Origin of the sequence: Sphingobium sp. TKS (assembly GCF_001563265.1) — a bacterium.
Classification (GTDB): Bacteria; Pseudomonadota; Alphaproteobacteria; order Sphingomonadales; family Sphingomonadaceae; genus Sphingobium.
The window spans coordinates 3,816,350-3,831,882 of record NZ_CP005083.1 but is presented as its reverse complement, the minus strand read 5'-3'; the positions used below and the strand labels follow the sequence as shown (position 1 = coordinate 3,831,882).

At 63.0% G+C, this 15,533-nt stretch carries 26 protein-coding genes; 3 read left to right on the top strand and 23 right to left on the bottom strand.

The features are described from left to right. Nucleotides 1–47: 47 nt before the first annotated feature. Complete coding sequence (locus K426_RS19010) at nt 48–347, bottom strand: CopG family transcriptional regulator (RefSeq protein ID WP_013846862.1); 300 nt, start codon at nt 345–347, stop codon at nt 48–50. A gap of 465 nt (nt 348–812) precedes the next feature. Here K426_RS19010 and K426_RS19005 point away from each other — a divergent pair, with 465 nt between their 5' ends. After that, a complete protein-coding gene (locus tag K426_RS19005; RefSeq protein WP_021688154.1) occupies nt 813–1,136 on the top strand; it encodes a hypothetical protein in 324 nt (107 codons plus the stop codon). 164 nt (nt 1,137–1,300) lie between these two features. On the opposite strand, the gene K426_RS19000 is transcribed toward K426_RS19005, so the two are convergent. The 3 genes from K426_RS19000 to K426_RS18990 form a co-directional block, all read right to left on the bottom strand. Continuing rightward, the gene (locus K426_RS19000; RefSeq protein ID WP_021688155.1) at nt 1,301–2,326 is read right to left on the bottom strand and encodes a DUF2493 domain-containing protein; all 1,026 of its coding nucleotides are present in this window, start codon (nt 2,324–2,326) and stop codon (nt 1,301–1,303) included. A gap of 81 nt (nt 2,327–2,407) precedes the next feature. Then, a complete protein-coding gene (locus tag K426_RS18995) occupies nt 2,408–2,887 on the bottom strand; it encodes a DUF736 domain-containing protein (protein WP_021688156.1) in 480 nt (159 codons plus the stop codon). A gap of 574 nt (nt 2,888–3,461) precedes the next feature. After that, nucleotides 3,462–3,716, bottom strand: a complete 255-nt coding sequence (locus K426_RS18990) for a DUF5818 domain-containing protein (RefSeq protein ID WP_030090527.1) — start codon at nt 3,714–3,716, stop codon at nt 3,462–3,464. Between the two features lie 86 nt (nt 3,717–3,802). On the opposite strand from K426_RS18990, the gene K426_RS18985 reads away from it, so the two are divergent. After that, on the top strand, nt 3,803–4,198 hold the full coding sequence (locus K426_RS18985; protein WP_021688158.1) for a hypothetical protein: 396 nt from the start codon (nt 3,803–3,805) through the stop codon (nt 4,196–4,198). Nucleotides 4,199–4,490: 292 nt separating this feature from the next. Further along, on the top strand, nt 4,491–4,640 hold the full coding sequence (locus tag K426_RS32185) for a hypothetical protein (protein ID WP_021688159.1): 150 nt from the start codon (nt 4,491–4,493) through the stop codon (nt 4,638–4,640). 26 nt (nt 4,641–4,666) lie between these two features. Here the strand turns inward: K426_RS32185 and K426_RS18980 are convergent, their stop codons facing one another. The 19 genes from K426_RS18980 to K426_RS18895 form a co-directional block, all read right to left on the bottom strand. Then, entirely contained in the window at nt 4,667–5,089 is a 423-nt protein-coding gene (locus K426_RS18980; protein ID WP_021688160.1) for a putative toxin-antitoxin system toxin component, PIN family, read from the bottom strand. Next, a complete protein-coding gene (locus K426_RS18975) occupies nt 5,079–5,330 on the bottom strand; it encodes a type II toxin-antitoxin system prevent-host-death family antitoxin (protein ID WP_030090526.1) in 252 nt (83 codons plus the stop codon). The genes K426_RS18980 and K426_RS18975 overlap by 11 nt, the downstream gene beginning before the upstream one ends. Before the next feature lie 117 nt (nt 5,331–5,447). Beyond that, nucleotides 5,448–5,900: a hypothetical protein gene (locus tag K426_RS32180; RefSeq protein ID WP_021688162.1), complete on the bottom strand. Its 453-nt coding sequence runs from the start codon at nt 5,898–5,900 to the stop codon at nt 5,448–5,450. A gap of 270 nt (nt 5,901–6,170) precedes the next feature. Then, complete coding sequence (locus tag K426_RS18965; RefSeq protein ID WP_021688163.1) at nt 6,171–6,572, bottom strand: hypothetical protein; 402 nt, start codon at nt 6,570–6,572, stop codon at nt 6,171–6,173. A 78-nt stretch (nt 6,573–6,650) separates the two neighbouring features. Then, on the bottom strand, nt 6,651–7,166 hold the full coding sequence (locus K426_RS18960; RefSeq protein WP_021688164.1) for a hypothetical protein: 516 nt from the start codon (nt 7,164–7,166) through the stop codon (nt 6,651–6,653). Nucleotides 7,167–7,241: 75 nt separating this feature from the next. After that, nucleotides 7,242–7,790, bottom strand: a complete 549-nt coding sequence (locus K426_RS18955; RefSeq protein WP_021688165.1) for a hypothetical protein — start codon at nt 7,788–7,790, stop codon at nt 7,242–7,244. Next, nucleotides 7,787–7,981 (bottom strand): hypothetical protein, encoded by a 195-nt coding sequence (locus K426_RS18950; protein ID WP_021688166.1) that lies wholly within the window; start codon nt 7,979–7,981, stop codon nt 7,787–7,789. The genes K426_RS18955 and K426_RS18950 overlap by 4 nt, the downstream gene beginning before the upstream one ends. Before the next feature lie 28 nt (nt 7,982–8,009). Beyond that, on the bottom strand, nt 8,010–8,198 hold the full coding sequence (locus tag K426_RS18945; RefSeq protein ID WP_021688167.1) for a hypothetical protein: 189 nt from the start codon (nt 8,196–8,198) through the stop codon (nt 8,010–8,012). A 64-nt stretch (nt 8,199–8,262) separates the two neighbouring features. Then, on the bottom strand, nt 8,263–8,463 hold the full coding sequence (locus K426_RS18940; RefSeq protein WP_021688168.1) for a hypothetical protein: 201 nt from the start codon (nt 8,461–8,463) through the stop codon (nt 8,263–8,265). Beyond that, nucleotides 8,460–8,882 (bottom strand): hypothetical protein, encoded by a 423-nt coding sequence (locus K426_RS18935; protein ID WP_021688169.1) that lies wholly within the window; start codon nt 8,880–8,882, stop codon nt 8,460–8,462. Before K426_RS18935 ends, K426_RS18940 begins: the two co-directional genes overlap by 4 nt. 83 nt (nt 8,883–8,965) lie before the next feature. Continuing rightward, nucleotides 8,966–9,331 carry a DUF6283 family protein gene (locus tag K426_RS18930; protein ID WP_021688170.1) on the bottom strand — a complete coding sequence of 122 codons (366 nt, stop codon included), beginning with the start codon at nt 9,329–9,331 and terminating at the stop codon, nt 8,966–8,968. Continuing rightward, nucleotides 9,328–9,867: a hypothetical protein gene (locus K426_RS18925; protein ID WP_021688171.1), complete on the bottom strand. Its 540-nt coding sequence runs from the start codon at nt 9,865–9,867 to the stop codon at nt 9,328–9,330. The genes K426_RS18930 and K426_RS18925 overlap by 4 nt, the downstream gene beginning before the upstream one ends. Before the next feature lie 138 nt (nt 9,868–10,005). After that, complete coding sequence (locus K426_RS32865; RefSeq protein ID WP_257721801.1) at nt 10,006–10,140, bottom strand: hypothetical protein; 135 nt, start codon at nt 10,138–10,140, stop codon at nt 10,006–10,008. Continuing rightward, nucleotides 10,133–10,492, bottom strand: a complete 360-nt coding sequence (locus K426_RS18920) for a hypothetical protein (protein WP_040714537.1) — start codon at nt 10,490–10,492, stop codon at nt 10,133–10,135. Before K426_RS18920 ends, K426_RS32865 begins: the two co-directional genes overlap by 8 nt. A 44-nt stretch (nt 10,493–10,536) precedes the next feature. Next, a complete protein-coding gene (locus tag K426_RS18915) occupies nt 10,537–11,127 on the bottom strand; it encodes a DUF1419 domain-containing protein (protein WP_021688173.1) in 591 nt (196 codons plus the stop codon). A 72-nt stretch (nt 11,128–11,199) separates the two neighbouring features. Next, nucleotides 11,200–12,900 (bottom strand): ATP-binding protein, encoded by a 1,701-nt coding sequence (locus K426_RS18910; protein ID WP_021688174.1) that lies wholly within the window; start codon nt 12,898–12,900, stop codon nt 11,200–11,202. A 147-nt stretch (nt 12,901–13,047) separates the two neighbouring features. After that, a complete protein-coding gene (locus K426_RS18905; protein ID WP_021688175.1) occupies nt 13,048–13,488 on the bottom strand; it encodes a hypothetical protein in 441 nt (146 codons plus the stop codon). A gap of 2 nt (nt 13,489–13,490) precedes the next feature. Then, complete coding sequence (locus K426_RS32175) at nt 13,491–13,997, bottom strand: hypothetical protein (RefSeq protein WP_021688176.1); 507 nt, start codon at nt 13,995–13,997, stop codon at nt 13,491–13,493. After that, the gene (locus K426_RS18895) at nt 13,994–15,478 is read right to left on the bottom strand and encodes a DUF3560 domain-containing protein (protein ID WP_021688177.1); all 1,485 of its coding nucleotides are present in this window, start codon (nt 15,476–15,478) and stop codon (nt 13,994–13,996) included. Before K426_RS18895 ends, K426_RS32175 begins: the two co-directional genes overlap by 4 nt. Nucleotides 15,479–15,533 lie beyond the last annotated feature (55 nt).

Genomic DNA, 15,533 nt, shown 5'->3' with positions numbered 1-15,533 from the left:
ACGCGAGGCCGGGCATGTGTCCGTGAGGTGGGGATCCGCGCGCCGGGTCATGGCTGTTCGTCCGGTGAGAGCAGCCCCTTTTCGAGGAGCAGCGCCCTGGCGTCGGCCATGCCCTGTTCGAGCGTCTCGGGCGACCGGCGTCGCACCGATGCCGCGAGGATAGAGAGCGTCTGCAGGACGCAGGAGAGGATTTCGTCCTGCGTCGTGTAGACGTAGCCGCCGCGGGGATCGGCGGTCTGGTCGATCGCGGGGCGGAGGAGTTCGGCGACGCTGACGCCGACTTTACGGGCACGGCGCTGCAGCCGCTCGTAAAGGGCATCGTCGATCCGGATTGTGACCCTTGCCAAGGTGATGCTCCGACTGGAGCTTCGACAAGGAGGTCACGACGCACAGCAACTATAGCGCAGACAAGCGACGATCACAATAAAATCAGCGTGGCGGACGTGTCTGCCAGCCGGAAACGACGGAATTGCGGGGCTTTTTCGGGCAATAGTACTGAGGCGGCAGACGCGTCAGCCAAATAACGTGAAATCTGGCTGACGCGTCTGCCAACGGAAACCATTGATTATAGGGCAGTTTCAGGCCACAGCACCCGTGCGTACGGTGCATTACAAACCGCGCAGCGCGTGCGTCGCTTGCCCGCAGCGACAGCGTCGCTGCGTCATCCCTACCGCTGCCGGGCGCACCCATGGCGGTGGTGGTCGATCAGGGGAGATAGGCCGCGCTATGCGGCGGGGTCGCTTGTGGCGCGGATGCGCCTGTGCGACAAGGATCGCGTGACGAGCGGGCCAGCCTGAACAAGGAAACTGGTCATGCCGAAAATGTCTGAACGCGATAAGCTCGCTGATCTGGAAGCGCGCGAGAAACGCATTGCGGGCGAGATTGCCGCCACGCGCCAGAAGCTGCGCGATCGCTATGCGGCAATCGTGACAGCGCTGCCGATCGAGCAACTGACGGAACGCGAGTTCCGGGACGTGCTGGGCCATGTGCTGCGGCTGGGCGGCGCGGGTGCGCTGGCGGCGCTCAAGGGGGCGTCGGTCGCGCCCGAGGTCTCCCGTTCGGGGAAAGCGCCAGCCGCGCCGGCGCCCGCAAGGGGGAATGATGGTGCCACGTCCACGCCCTTGGCGGGGGCATGAAGCTGTCGGCCCTTCCCTTTTCTTCCCCGCCGCCGCGCCGTCAGGCGCGGCGGCGGCCGGCGGCACGACAAAAGGCCAGCGCGCAAGGATGCGCGCCAGCCTTGGCCGGTCTGTTGTCCTGTCAGCGGCGCGGCGCTTTGGGGGAAGCGCCGCGCTGTCTGCTGTCAGGCGCTGCGCCGTGCGCGCCTGAATGTATCGCCTTCGCCGTCCTGCGGCTTGCGGGATGCAGGGGCATCCTTGGGCTTGCGGAAGGCGTGAATGGGAACGCCCTGTTTGCGCAAGGTCTGGTAGAGATTGGCCTGAATGCCCGATCCCTCGCAAAGGACGGCTTCCACCGCGCCAAGCTCGGCCAGCTTCTTGTTGCGGGTGAAGGCGGGCTTCTTCCCTCCCCCGTAGAGGCCGAACGCGACGACGGGCACGCCCTGCCTTGCCGCCCATGCCGCCGCGATGGCGTCAACGCCCTTGCGCTGCCCGGTGGTGACAAGCGTCATATGCGGCACGCGCGCCTTGATCTCGTCCAGCTTGGCCCAAAGCGGCTCCCATTCCTCCCACATGGCGGGGCCGGACAGGATGACGACAGGGCCTTGCGGCTGGTGCTTCTCGCGCTTGGCAAGGGCGCGCTCCTGCAAGAAATCCAACGCGTTCACATAGCTTGCGGTGGTGACGGATGAAGCCTTGCTGCCCTTGGTCGGTGCCCATGCCTTGCGCCAGCAAGCGCGATACAGCGCGGCGGCATAATCCCGCATCGCCTCGATAGCGGCGCGCTGTTCGGTGAGCGACTGGCAAAGCAACTGGGTATCCTCAAGGTCTTTGTTGAACACCTCCCCCGGTTCCATGCGCCGGGTCATGTCGCGGATCTTGTCGGCAAGCCGATCCTCCTGACGCTCCAGCGTTCCCGCAACGAAATGGAAGCTGTTGACGATACCCCAAGCGATTTGCGGGGCGAGCGGGTCAAGCCGCGTGTCGTGCAGCAGGCCATGCAGCGAAGTCATGAGTTCGCCGCAAACCTTCTGCGCCGCGAAGGGTTCGGGCATCTCATATTCCCCCGGCTCGTCGCCCGGTTCGATGATCGACAGCGGCAACGGATCGCCAAAGGATGCTTCCAACGGGTTCGTCGCGATGGCTTCGGCGTAGAGTTCCGGCAGGTCGGCGAATGTGCTAACGGCTACCTTAGCTGATTGCTTGCTCATGGTATGGCTCCTGATGCTCGATGATCGGTCAGGGTCCGGGAAAGTGTTCCACCACTCCCCCGGCCCGTCTTGGTTCAGCGCCTAGAACGCGACTTCATCGTCCAGATCGGCGGCGGCGCCTTGGCTCGACAATCCGCCGTTTGCATCGGCGGTGCTGTCCCCGAACCCGTAGTCATCGCCGCGCCCGGAACCGGACGGTGCATTGTCGCGCGGGGAGCGGACGGCAGGGCCGAAATCGTCGCGCTGGTCCTGCCTGCGCCATGCCACGCGATAGCCTTCCTCGACCGTGCCGAAAAGCGCGATGGGGAGCGGTTCGGACATGGACGGATCGTCGATATTCCCTTGCAGGAACACTTCGCCGGTCCGCTTGGCCGTGGCTTCCCAAAGCGCGCCGATCTGCACCACGCGGCCCCCGACATTGGGCGCGACGATCTCATAAGCCGGGGCCAGTTCGTTGTCGCTCTCGACGGGACGCAAGGCCAGCTTGGGCAGGTCGATTGCACGGGTAGCAATCGAACCAATCAGGCGGCCCTTCTTCAAATTGAACTCACCGATATTCATGACCTATACTCCTGAAAAATGCTTCCGGGGCCAATCCCCATCCGCACCTATACTTATACCCCCTCCCCCTTTTCGAGTATATGCCATTGTTTTCTTGACAGATTTTCATCCTATTTGGTGAGCCTGAGCCAAGAAAAACGGACGCGGCAGCGTCCCGAACAAAGAAAAGCATGGCGAAGCCATTCCTTCCTGATCAGCGTTGGACGCGACGGGGCCTGTCTGTCATCCCATCCGGAGCCGCCTTCGCCGGGGCTCAAGGGTCAGGGCTGGTCCGGGTGAGCAAGGGACGTCGCGCTGCGCCCTAGTGGAGGTTGAAGAAAATGGGCCTGCCGACACCTTTGGATCAGGCAATCCCGTCGGCAGGCCCATTTTCTTCTACCGCAGCTTGGGCGGAGGCAGCCCTTGCTTGCCCGGACCAGCCCTGGCACGCCGAGACCCTGCGAGGCGGCGCAGGGTGGGATGACAGACCGCGTGCGACGCTGATTGCGGGCCGAGGCGTCCTCGCCGAGGTCCGCGGCAACGGTGCCGCGAGCGCGACGCTTGAGGAAGGAAACAGAGCGTGCCTCTGGGGATGCTACGCCGGCCCGAGCCAGAGAACGTCGAGGAGGCTGGGGCTCGCCTTGCGTCCCTCGACGATGACGGTCGCGTCCACCAGCGGCGGGAAATCCTGCGCGCCCTCGAGGCGCCAGACGTGGCCATCCTCCATCTCGAGGAGGAAACCGCGCTCGGATCGGCGCAGACGTCCCTGAAGGCGCAGGGGAACGGCCGCCGCGGTCACGGCGCGGGATATCCGCCGGTCGAGGCGGCCCATGCGGAAGAGGAAAAGCATATGATCACGACGATCCTATTGCGGGGCATCATTCCGATTGTAAACATGTTCGACCTATGTTCCAATCCTGGAAGAAAGGATTTCCCATGATTGCGGACTATCTCACCGGGTTCGATTTCAGCCTGCCCCTGATCGATGCGGTCAACGATCCCGACATCGCGGATGTGCGCAGCGAGATCGCCGCCCTCGCCCTCGGGGAAGGTCTGGATTCCGGATATTACGAGACGCAGGAGCTGGCCGAAGCCTTTCTGGAGGCGGCCCGCGAAGCCAATGCCGGGATCAGCGATCTCCATAGCCCCGCTCGCGAGCGCCTTGCCGATATTCTTGATCGCGGTTCACCTTATCAGCGCTGCTTGTTCGATGCGGTGGCCACGTTGCCGCTGGCGGACGCGGCGAGCCATCTCGTCTGGCTTACGGAGCTGATGCGTGATCGCGCGGATATGTATCGGCCGGTCGAAGCGGCGCGTCTATCGACACGCTGAATATCCTGCCCCCACCTGCGGCATCCGGTAATTTCGCCCGGAACCGATTGGCAGTTGCTGCCCGATTGGTTTAGAGGAGCGTGTCCGCCGGTGGTGGGCCGGAGAGTAGAAACTCCGAACAATAGAGTCGGCGCATGCCTTGCGGCCGGATTGCCTGATTATGTCCAGGCTCCGGCTAAAGATCAGGCGCGCGTTCTATTGTTCGCGTCTTTCTACCGTCCGGCTCAGGGGCCGGCATCCTCCTTCGGGGAGGGTGCCCGCCGACTGAGCGCGACGGGACGGAGAAGCAGACATGACAAACGAAAAGCCAGGTTTGAAAAAAGCCATCGAGCTGATGGAGGCGGCCCTCGAATGCCTGACCGGCCCCAAGGATCAGGTGGTGGCGATGCGATTGTCGCACGCGCTTGATCTCGCACGAGAGCGGCTGCTCGAAGGAGCCTGACCGCCGCCAGCGCCTTGTCGGCAGAGCTATGCGGAAATCCGCTTCAGCATGTCCGCCGGCGTCAGGATCGTAATCGCCGGCAATCCCTGAACGTCCAGCAAATCCTTGTGGCCACTCACCAGCCAGCGAGCCGAGCCGGCCATGGCGGCGCGGATGAACATATCATCATCGGGATCTCGGCTGCTGACCGGAAGAGCATCGTCATTCAGCTCCACCCAGTCGGCGATTGCGCTGAAATCGTGTAGAATCTGATTTCGACGCTCGATGGTCAGATATCTGTCGAATTTCGGACGCCAAAGACGGGAACGGAATTCTTCGAAAGTGGCCTCGGCGAAGATCAGCCGGGCATGGGCGATCACCCAGAGCGTCACCCTTGCGGGGGTCGAATCCGCTGAAAGCGCGGCGCTGATGAGGACATTCGTATCGAGAACGAACCTGTCACCCTTCATCGGACAGCAGACGCTCCAGTTCGCTATCGGTAAGGCCCTTCTGCGCGGCCTCGTTGGCGGTTTCGCGTAGCGTGCTGGCGAGCCTGTCCGCGTAGAACGCCCGCATGGCTGCATAGTCTTCCGGGGAAACCATCACACCCACAACCCGATTGCGGCGGGTCACGCGCACCGGCTCGCGCTGTACACGGTCGATCAGTTCGCCGAAGCGGGTCTTGGCTTCATTGGCGGTGATGGTCTGCATGGCTGCCTCCATTCGACCGAATTGGTCGAATCGTTCGATTCACTATCTAAGAAGGAGAAGCCTGTCTTTCAAGCGGTCTGTGCGCCAGCGCTTGCGCGCGCGCCGTGGATGCAGGCGCTACCAGCGGGCCGAAAAATCGGGATCCAGTTGATAGGCGCCGTCCTTACCGGCCACGGCAACAGGCCATTCGCGCAAAGCTTTGCGGTAGATGACCCACCGGATATTGCCCTTGAACAGCAGGCGGGTTGCGTTCGCGAAGTATCGCAATTTCCACATCGCACGTCCCTTTCGACGTTCGAAATAGCTGTGGCTGACGCCTTCGGCGATGCTGTCGATCCAGAAGGAACCATGATTGTAATCGTCGTCTTCGCTATCGACCAGTGCGGCGAGCGCGAGTGATCCCGTCCGCCCGAGCTGCCCAAGGCGCTGAATTGCCGCATGGAGCACGGGTGCAAGCTGCTCCGGTGTTGCGATGTCGATATCAGAAGTGGTCGTGATCACACGGATGGTCACGACGATTCCGACAGCCTTCGAGGATTCTTCGCTGGTGGACATGGCGATGTTCTCCATTTTGGATCACTATCGCCCCCTCCCTCCACTCCTGACCGCGAGACGGCATCTCATCATCGCCGATCAGTCACTTGGGCCGATGGATTGGCGCATCATTGCAAGCGGATCACCAACGCGCGGGCGTCGGCGTCGCAGGCCCCCGCCCCAAGCCAGACCGAACTGCCATCGCGGCTTCCGGCATAGAGTCCGAATAGGCGCATGGCGGGGTTCCCGAAGACATGGTTGCTGTGCGCGATCGCACTCATCGTATCGAATGGGCCCGAGGACAGTCTACAGATCCGACCGGCGCCAGACATCCCTGGCGCTGTCGGCGTGGACGGCAACGAGGCCCTGTCCATCCAGTTCGGCCTGGACACAGCAGACAAGATCGCCGGTCTCGCCGATGCCGGGCCGTTCATAGATATAGAGGTCGAAGAGCGCCCGGGCGTTTACAAGCATATGGCGCTCGCGGATGCGCGACCAGGGGAATGTCTGATTGAGATCGGTGTCCGCCCAATCCGGGTCCTGGCTGATTGCGAGGATGTTGAGGGCGGCATCGCCCGTCACGAGGCTGACGCGCTCGGCAATCTCGATCGCAAAGCGGGCAGCCGAACTGTCACGGCGAGCAATGCGTTCGGCGATCTCTCGTAGTCGCCGGATATCTCCGGCGGACAATCGGATGGTTTCGGTCATTGGCGTTATTCCTGTCAGGGTAGTTCAAGAGTGAGGCGGTTTATGGCGAAGCCCCGCGCCCCTTATGCCGCGGCAATGTCAACCGAGACGGCCGGACGCCAGGAACGCCGTCCGTTCCGCATCGCTGGCGAGGGTGACGAACCGGTCTTCAGGGCGAAGATAGACGACGACATACCGCCCGCGCTCGCACAGGCGCCGAATGTTGGCGCGGCTGCCATGGCTTGCTCCGTCCCATATGACGAACCCGGCGCCGGCGAGGCAGGCCATTTCCCGATCTTTCGCACTATGGAACGCGCGTGTGCCCGCAGGAGCATCGGCCCGGATCTGCCGGACCGGCCATATGCCGATATTGTGACGGGGAACGGAACCACCGCAGAAGATCGTGACGTGACGCACGCCGCACTCGGCAAGAAAGTGCTGGATAGCAGCATCCGCGCCGGGGGCATCACCGATCACGACAGGCAGTTCCTGGTCGATGATCACGCCAAGCCGCTTCATCACGCAGGCTGGAAGCTGCCGGATGGAAAGCGATCCGGAAATGAATACAGGCGGCGTAGCCGGTCGATGGTATGTAGCAAAATCGCTGGCGGTCATGGCAAGCTCCCAGGGAAGTTCACCGCCACCCTTCCCCCTTTCTCCATGCGAGCCATTTCGGAACGGCCGATGCCGTCATTCCCGATGTTGCGCGATGATACGTCGGGCGAGTTCGCCGATTTCCCCCCGATCGGCGGTCTGCGTGCAATCGCCCGGATAGACGATGAGATCGTCCGCCGCCGCGCTGCCTTTGCTGATATATATCCGCCAGACATTACGGCGAACTTCTGCCTGCTCACGGGCTTCGGTGAGAGGATTAAACAGGTCCGCCCACTGGCGCCGGTCGGGATCGTCCGCGAGATCGGTCCAGTCTCCCAACATGCCCCACACGTTATATCCATCAATCACGGCATAATGCTCGCGTGCTGCGCGCCGCGCGGCTTCGCGCTTGGGTGCATCGCGTCGTGCCTTGGCCTCTGCCTGTTTCCAACGGACCGACGACAGCCCCTGTTCGAGGCCCTGGATGACGTCCGCCGCCACGGCTTCCCCCCGCCTGGGCAGGATATAGGAGTGGTGTGCGGCCGCGATCTGTTCGGCGCCATATCGCGCGAGCGCTAGCAAGGCCTGCAGTTCGGTCTTGTTGAGAGTGACCCGAAGGCCGCTCGCCAGCGCGTGCGTTTTCATGGGCGGCGTTCCTTGTACCAGGGTTTGAGGCCCGCGAGCGGCAGCTTGTATTCCCGCGCGGTGTGATGGCCGTCCTCGGAAAAGAAGCCCCAGTGGCCGGTCGAGGAATATCGCAGGAACAGGAGCTTCTCGTTCTCCTCGGTCCTGATCCACATGCCAGGCGCAATCGGGTATCGATCGGCAGTGTTCATTGGCGCCTCCTCGATGATGGGAATTCCGTCAGGCGACGTGCAGGACGAGATTCTCGTCCTTCGCCGGACGCGTCTCCGTCACACGGAACGGCTGGATCGAACTGCCGGTGCGGATGACATACTGATTGCGGCCGGTGGCGCTGCGGCGCTGAATCGCGCAGGCATATGCGTGCTCCGCGCTTGCTAAGACCCCACGAAGGGGAGACAGTTGGGCCATGATATCCTCCATGATGTTGCGGTGAGGAAACTTTGTGCCCGGCAGGCGGGCATAGGCAGCGGGATCAGCCTTGTTGCTGTGTGCCTTCCGCATCGTCGGAGGCGACCGGAAGGCCAATACTGTCGATGACGGTGCGCGCCGACTTCTCCCAACCGGCCTCGTCGAGGATATCGGCGGCATCCATCCTGGCGACATCGAGTTCGCTCTGGGTGGAAGCGAGTGCGATCTGCCTGAGCGCGCGAAGCGCCATGTGCATCTCGATCATGCGGCAATCGCTTCCACGGTGATGCGGAACGAGGTGCGATCGTCCAGCACGAGGTAGATCTGCGTCCCCGTCTCCATGTCGCAGCTCGCGATGCTGTCGATATTGGCACTGGTGCCGTGGATTTCCGAAATCACGTGCGGCGGACGGTCATCCTCGCAATCGCCGCCCTCGTCGCACTTTTGGGCATGGGTCTCCAGCAACTCGGAGATCAGGGCAGCAACCGTGCTGGCGCGGGTCGGATTGTCGGTGTCGGTCCTGTCGATCACATCGCGCAGGATCGGTGTCAGCGCGTCATTGATCTGGAAAAGCAGGTCCGACCTTTCCCTATCGCGAAGACCGTCCAGCACGGTGTCGGGAATGAGGTTGGTGACCGCATGGGTCGCGTCATTGACCAGCCCGTCGAAATGATCGTCGTTCATCGGATGTCTCCCTGGCGGATTCGACCGGACGCGGCGCACGAGGCGCCCGGTCTTGTATCGGGGATGGAAGGCTATTGGCGGTCTCAGGGCCGCTGCATCATCCTGGCCCGGACGCTCTCGATCCATTGTGCCGGGTTGTTATGATGCTCTAGAAATTCCTGCGACCACGCGAATACCGTCTCGGTATCCGGCTCGACCGTATCGAGCGCGTCGCCATAATCGGGATGGTGCGCGCCTTTGCAGCTGTTGCGCATGAAGATGAGCGCGCCGGCGCACATGGCGCGGGCATCGCTGCCGTCGCCCGGAATGGTCTTGTGGCAAGGCAGCGGCGGCCCGTCGAACTGGATCTGCTGCGTGAAATCCTCCGGCCGGTAGCCGCCCAGCCAACCGGCGGGATGATCGCGGCGCCAGGGGCATTCGTTGCACGGCCGCGTGAGCAGCGGCTTCATGTCGCGCCCGCCCGCGCGGTTTGCAGCGTCTCCGCCATGAGCCACCGGGTCGAGCCGCCGAATATTTCCGTATCGGTGACGACATAATAGCCGCCGCCGAAAGCGCCGGCGATGTCCTTGTCAGCCACCTCCGCCCATTGAAAACCGAAGGGCAGCGCGGATTTGCAGACCTTCTGGATCAGTGATGCGAGAGCCGGAACGTCGACCTCATGGCCGCTGATGAACGCGAACTGTGTCCTGGCCTCCGGGTCACCTTGAATAATGAGGTCGGCGTCGAACTCGGGGAAGCCCGGGTCGGACCAGAGATCGAGAAAGTCCGCGAATGGATCTTCCTCTTCCGGCTTTTTCGGGAAGGTGTTCCTGAAGGCTTCGCTGAGCGACGCGTAACAGGTCTTCACCGCTTGCAGGCTGTCAGACGAGAGTTCTGCGAAGTCGCTGGACAGCTGCGCCGACACGGCGAAGCATTCCTTGAGCAGCAACGCTTCCGCCGGCGTCACCGGAATGGCGAACGCCGTTTGCAGATAGTGATTGGCCATTTTCGGGCTCCTCGATGAAAAGGACAGAATGGAGGTCGAGAGCACGAAGCCGGCTCAGTCGCCGATCGCCTCGACGCAGCTTTCGCCATCGATATCGAACGGGCCGGTATCGGTATCGATCGGATCATGGTTGGCGCTTTAGTCGTCGATTTGCTCGATTGTCGGGGACAGCCATTCCACAAAATGATCGGCCCGTTCCCGCGCCTCGGTGGCGTCATCCGCATCGACGATGACGGAGATGAACGCTTTCACGTCGACGGAATATCTAGGCATCGTTCGTCTCCGATCCCCTGCCCCACCGCTCGACGGTCTCCGTCGCGACCTGCTTGACCGGCACGATCCGGCCCCGGTTCATCGCGGCGTCGATCAGAGCGCACAGGACGAAATCGAGATCGAAGGCGGCCTCTGGGTCGCCGAAAGGGCCGAAGCCGGGTTGCTCCTGGCCGGACAGCGGCTCTTGCTGTCGCATAGCCTTGCGCGCGAGACCTTCGATCACCGCTAGGTCTGCTTCGACCTTGGGGTTCATGGCGTCGCCGATCACGTTCACCTTCGCGGTCACCTCGACCAGCTCGGTGTGGAGATGGCTGGATCGCATCACGACCAGCACCTTGCGTTGCATTGTCATGGCAAATTCCTTTGGGGATGTTGGTCCGCATGGTTGCCGACCGGCTAGATCATCGGATCTATGGGCAGCCGGGCGCTGATCTCGTCGTCCGTAAGATCTTCGAGAAGCTTCTGGACCGTGCCGACGCCGGGTTGATGGACAAGGATGACACGCTTGCCGCGGTGTTCGGGAGGCCAGGAATCGGGAGCGGCCTCCCCGGCAAGACCGCGATAGTCGGCAGGCGTGCGCGCCCATATCAGGTCGAGCTTTGCGTCGCGCGACAGGCCGGCGGTGCCCGTTGTCTCATGCTCGACAATCGCCGCGCGCATCGCGTCAGGGCTATGGCGGTGACCAAGGTTGCAATAGCCGGTGAACCAGCGGGTGCGTCCGATCACGATCTCGAAAAAGACAGAGCCGACGAAACCGGCCTTGAGTTCGGACATCGCGAACATCCCGGCGCGCATGAACAATGGCGGCAGCATCTCGAGCATGTATTCGTAGGAGGTGCTCTCGATTTCAAACCAGCTATTCTCAAAGGCCTTTCCCGAAATACGATCCTCACAGGGGCAGTCTGGGACGCGGTTGAACAGCTCGAACATCTGCTCGCGCGTCGCGACGCCGTCGAAAATCTTCCTGAATGGCGGAGCTTGGGTCATGGGGCGGTTCCTCATGGACATGGCCCGCCGCGGCGCGCGACAGCACGCCTGGCAGGCTGGTATGGGAAGGGGCTATTCGACGGCGCTGAGCACGGACATGTCGTCATTGTCCGCGAAGCTGGCCTCGACCCGATGGTTGACAGCCTGCATCCTGATCGCCCGGTCCTTGGGGATCAGCCAGGCGACATGCTCGCGCATCGCCTCGCGGACGCGTTCGAGGACCGCGGCATCCTCACCGAGCAGCAACATGTTCGCGACGAAGCGCGCCTGCATCTCGAACGCCGCCTGCTGGGTATGATAGCTGTCGGCATCGCAATCCTCATCGGGATAGAAACAGGCAGCTTCGATCAGCGAGGCAAGTTCGCAGGGCGTGATCGCGCTGTCGGCTCCGAGCAGGATGATGACCTCCTCAAGATCGGTCCAGCGATCGGGTGGCATGATCAGGACATCGGCGGGAAGCACGATCACATCGACGTTTTCGGTGGGAACGTCCTGCCCCTGCACGGCGATTTCGAGGGAGATTGCCTCGACCCGCCCGGAGCGAAAATCGGATGGCGGTTCCATGTCCGCACCGTAGTCGCAGATGTCGCCTTCACCCCGCTCGATACGGAAGGAACAGCCGAGCACCCGCGGGATGGCATTATACCAGACATATCCCGCGAAATCGTCGATCGGACGTACCAGCGCCGCGCCGAGCGGCCGTCCTGAAGCAACCGCGCGGTTCACGGCTTGCTCGATGTGGGTCTGGTCCGCCGGCATCAGGATCATCGGCTCGCCCGCCACCCGTTCGCCGATCGGAACGCCATCGGTTTCCGCCGTGCGCGGCGTCCATTCATGGAGCCAGGGGGCTGCTTCCGGCAGGGATATGCCGAGTGCCCTGGCGCGCTGCCAATGGGCAAAGGAAAGCCGATGGTGGCCTTTGCGGGCGATGGTGCGGAAGATCGCCGCCTCACAGGCTTCGCGCAGCGCCTCGAGCGCGGCCCCCTGCAAAATTTCCTTGCGCGCTGGCAGGACAAACCGAATTGGGCAGGTGTCGACGATATCGACCTTGGCATACCAGCCCCGGCCGCCATCGGCGTCGCTGACGAACGGCAGCCGGCAGCACACGGTAAGCCCGTGGAAGTTGATCCTGGGCTGTTCGCGATGGAGATCATATTTATCGGTGAAGACGCCGATGCGGCAGCCTTCCCATTCCTCGATCCGCACGGCGCCATGAAGGAAATTCTCGTACGGTTGCCGGTTGCCATCGAACCAGATCGACACCGGGCAGAAACGAGCCGCGCTCTTGACGGACTGTTCCAATTGCTGCGCCCACGCCTCGGGCAGGTCGATCTCGATTTCCGTGCCCTGGTCGAGCGAGGAAGGGATGACGTCGAGCGCCTGGCCGCTTTCCCATGCGTGCGGAGGGATCGACACTTGCCAGGCCGCGCCGATCGCGGCGGGATGGGAGCGCACGGTCACATGATGGCCGGCAAGACTGAACACACCCATGCCCGCGGGATCCTCCGATCGCGCGATCTTCTCATCCCAGCCGGAATCGCCGAGCGCCAGAAACTTGACCGGATCGGCGATACCGCACCCGTCGTCGCGGATGCGCAGCACAAGTCCCTGATCGGCCTTAACCTGGGTGATATCGATGCGCTTCGCGCCAGCTCGACGTGCGTTCTGGATAATTTCGAGGAGGGCGGCCAGCACCCCACCATCACTGAAGCGGCTGATTTTGGTGAGCAGCGACGGACTGACCATCGTATTGATTGTCGTGGGAAAGGTCATGGGAGCCTCCGGATTTCTGCGACCTCATCATCGCCCCCAAATCCCGCCCCCTCCCCTTCGCGGCGCGATTGCGCGATTGGGATGCAGCACCCCGATGGGGCACCGCGAGCGCGGAATGGACGAAAAATGGATCGGCGAGTCGGGCGGTCAGGCGGCGATGCGCCGATAGACGGACTCGCCGTTCGAGAAGCTGCCCAGGCGGACAAGGGTCGCGAAACGCTGCTCGAATTTTGGCCCGATCCGGTCGAACCATCGCTGTGCCAGCCCTTCCTGGCCGACATCGATATCGTCCCGCAAGACCACCCAATAGGCTATGCAACCGCAATATTCCGAGAGGCCGAAGCGGGCATAGCCGTTCATGGCGACAATCCGGTCTTCACGATCGATCCAGCCGTCATGCGCCCATGCCGAAGGATAGAGTGCGAGCACCTGTTCCCGAAAATCCGCGACGATGAAGTCCCAGTCATCCTGTGCGGCAAATTCATCGAAATGGCGGGTGCCGGAATCGTCGTCATCCTCGATCCAGCCCGCGTCCCACTGCGAGAACGCGACATGCGCTCCGCCGGGATGGGATACCGAGCGTCCCATGGTCAGTTCCTTTCGTCGGCAGACGGCCGCCAGGCGGGCGGCTGGGCGGCGACAGGTTCATCGGCCGCAGCACGACCCGGATCTTGCGGCACGGGTTCCGGCTTTATTGTGGGATGGAAAGGATCGGACCAGTCGATATGATCGACGATCCAGTCCGGCACGAAGTCCCAGTCGAAACACAGGTCGTAGCTGTTGGCGACAACGCTCCAGGCCGCCTCGACCGCGCTGGCCCAGCCCACGACGGTCAAGCGCAGGTCAGCCGTGCCGACCGCATTGCAGGTTTGGCGGATGGCCAGCGCCAGGGCGATAGCGTCGGGATCGGAACTGGGATGATCGCGCAATGTCAGCACGGCCTCCCAGAGGCAGGCAGCGGTTTCGAGACTATCCATCAGCATCGCGCGGCTTCGGTTTTCCGCAGCGGGCGCGATCTCAGCCTTTGCGCAGACGCTGCGCGGCCGGACAGCGATCCGTGATGGCTCCGCGGGCCGGGAAGAGACGCCGGTTTTCATGCTGCGGTCTCCTCGGCCGCGGCATGGCGGGCGTCGGCTTCCAGAGCATCGAGGTCGATCGGTAGCGGCTTGCCCGGCTTGTCGGTGATCACCACCACTGAATCCGGCTTGTAGAACTCGCTGCCGATCGTCGAGATACGAATGCGGGCCACCGGCTCGCCAGACCGCACGCGCTCATGTCCTTGCCAATCCATCCGGACGCGGCGGCCATCGGCGGCTATCTCGACGGTCTTGAAGAGGGCATAGTCCCCTTTGGAGTTTTCCGAATAGATCGCCTGCGTCGTCGTATAGATTTCCGCGGGTTTGGCTGCGCCATACTTGCCCTTGCAGGCCGCGACCATCCGCAGATTCCAGACGGCCTGCAATTGCCGGGCCTGTTCGGCGGACGGATTGATCAGCGGCACGGCATCCGGCTTACGCGAAGCACGCCGCGTCTTTTTCTCGGGCACCGTGTAGCCGCACCCCTGCATCAGGTCGCGCCAGTCGCTCTCGCTCAATTCAAGGGTGGATGCCGACGCGATATGCGCCGGAAGCGGGACCGGGCTTTCGAGCCGGAAGACTGCCGCCGCGATCGCGGTGCATTTGGGGCTTTCCGCGCCATGCTCACGAGCGAAGGCCTGGATGATGACCGGGGTCAGTTCGCCATCATAGCGCGGCACGTCGCCCAGCATGGAACGCTCGAATGCGAGCCGGTGCAGGACGTGCTCGATCCAGCGGCCGCGGTTGGGGCCGTTGACGGCGAGCGTTGCCCCGTCGATGCATTGCTGCCGTGCGTCGGCAGGCGTGATCTCGCCCTTGTCGACCTTGTAGTAGAGATCATAGCCTGACCAGAGTTCGCGGGAATCCCTGTTGCCGAGCGCATGGCGGATCTGTTCGTCGGTCGTGATCTCCTCCCAGATCGCCAGCGCCGCATGGGCCCTGTTGATGCCGCGCTGAAGGTCGCGCAGTTCCGCCAGCAGCATCTTGATCCGGTTGGCGCGGACGCGCGGATCACTCTTCCTGCTGGCGTAATGCTCGGCGCTGCTCGCGCGGCCGAGCCAGTAGCCCGCGGCCTTCTCGGCCTTCACGGCCGCTGTCATGGCGGAGTGCATGCGTTCCTGGGTCTTGCGCGCACCGCGCTCGCTATGATGACCGACAAGGATCGGCTGGCCCATATAGAAGGCCTGCGACAGTTCGTCCGCGCGGCGCGCAAAGGCGTTGGCTTGGGCGTGGCGCTTGTCTGCAAGGCCCTCGAGCCGTTCGGCCTTCATCGCGGCGCGCTCGGCCAGGGTCATCTCTTCCGCCTCGATCTCGCCAGCCAGTTCGATGGCCAGGTCCTCGCGTTGCGGCGTCCACCTGGGCGCGACGAACAGCTCCTGTTTCGGAGCCCATTTGAACCCGGCCTCCTTGACCTGTGCATAGGTCTCGGCATCAAGGCGCGATGATGCGTAAATGCGGATCTTGTTGTCCTCGGGGCTGTAGGTTGCGGTAAAGCTGGTCATCGATCGTTTTTTCGAGCGGTCCGCGATCATCAGGTTTCGGGGCAAGGCGGTGCAT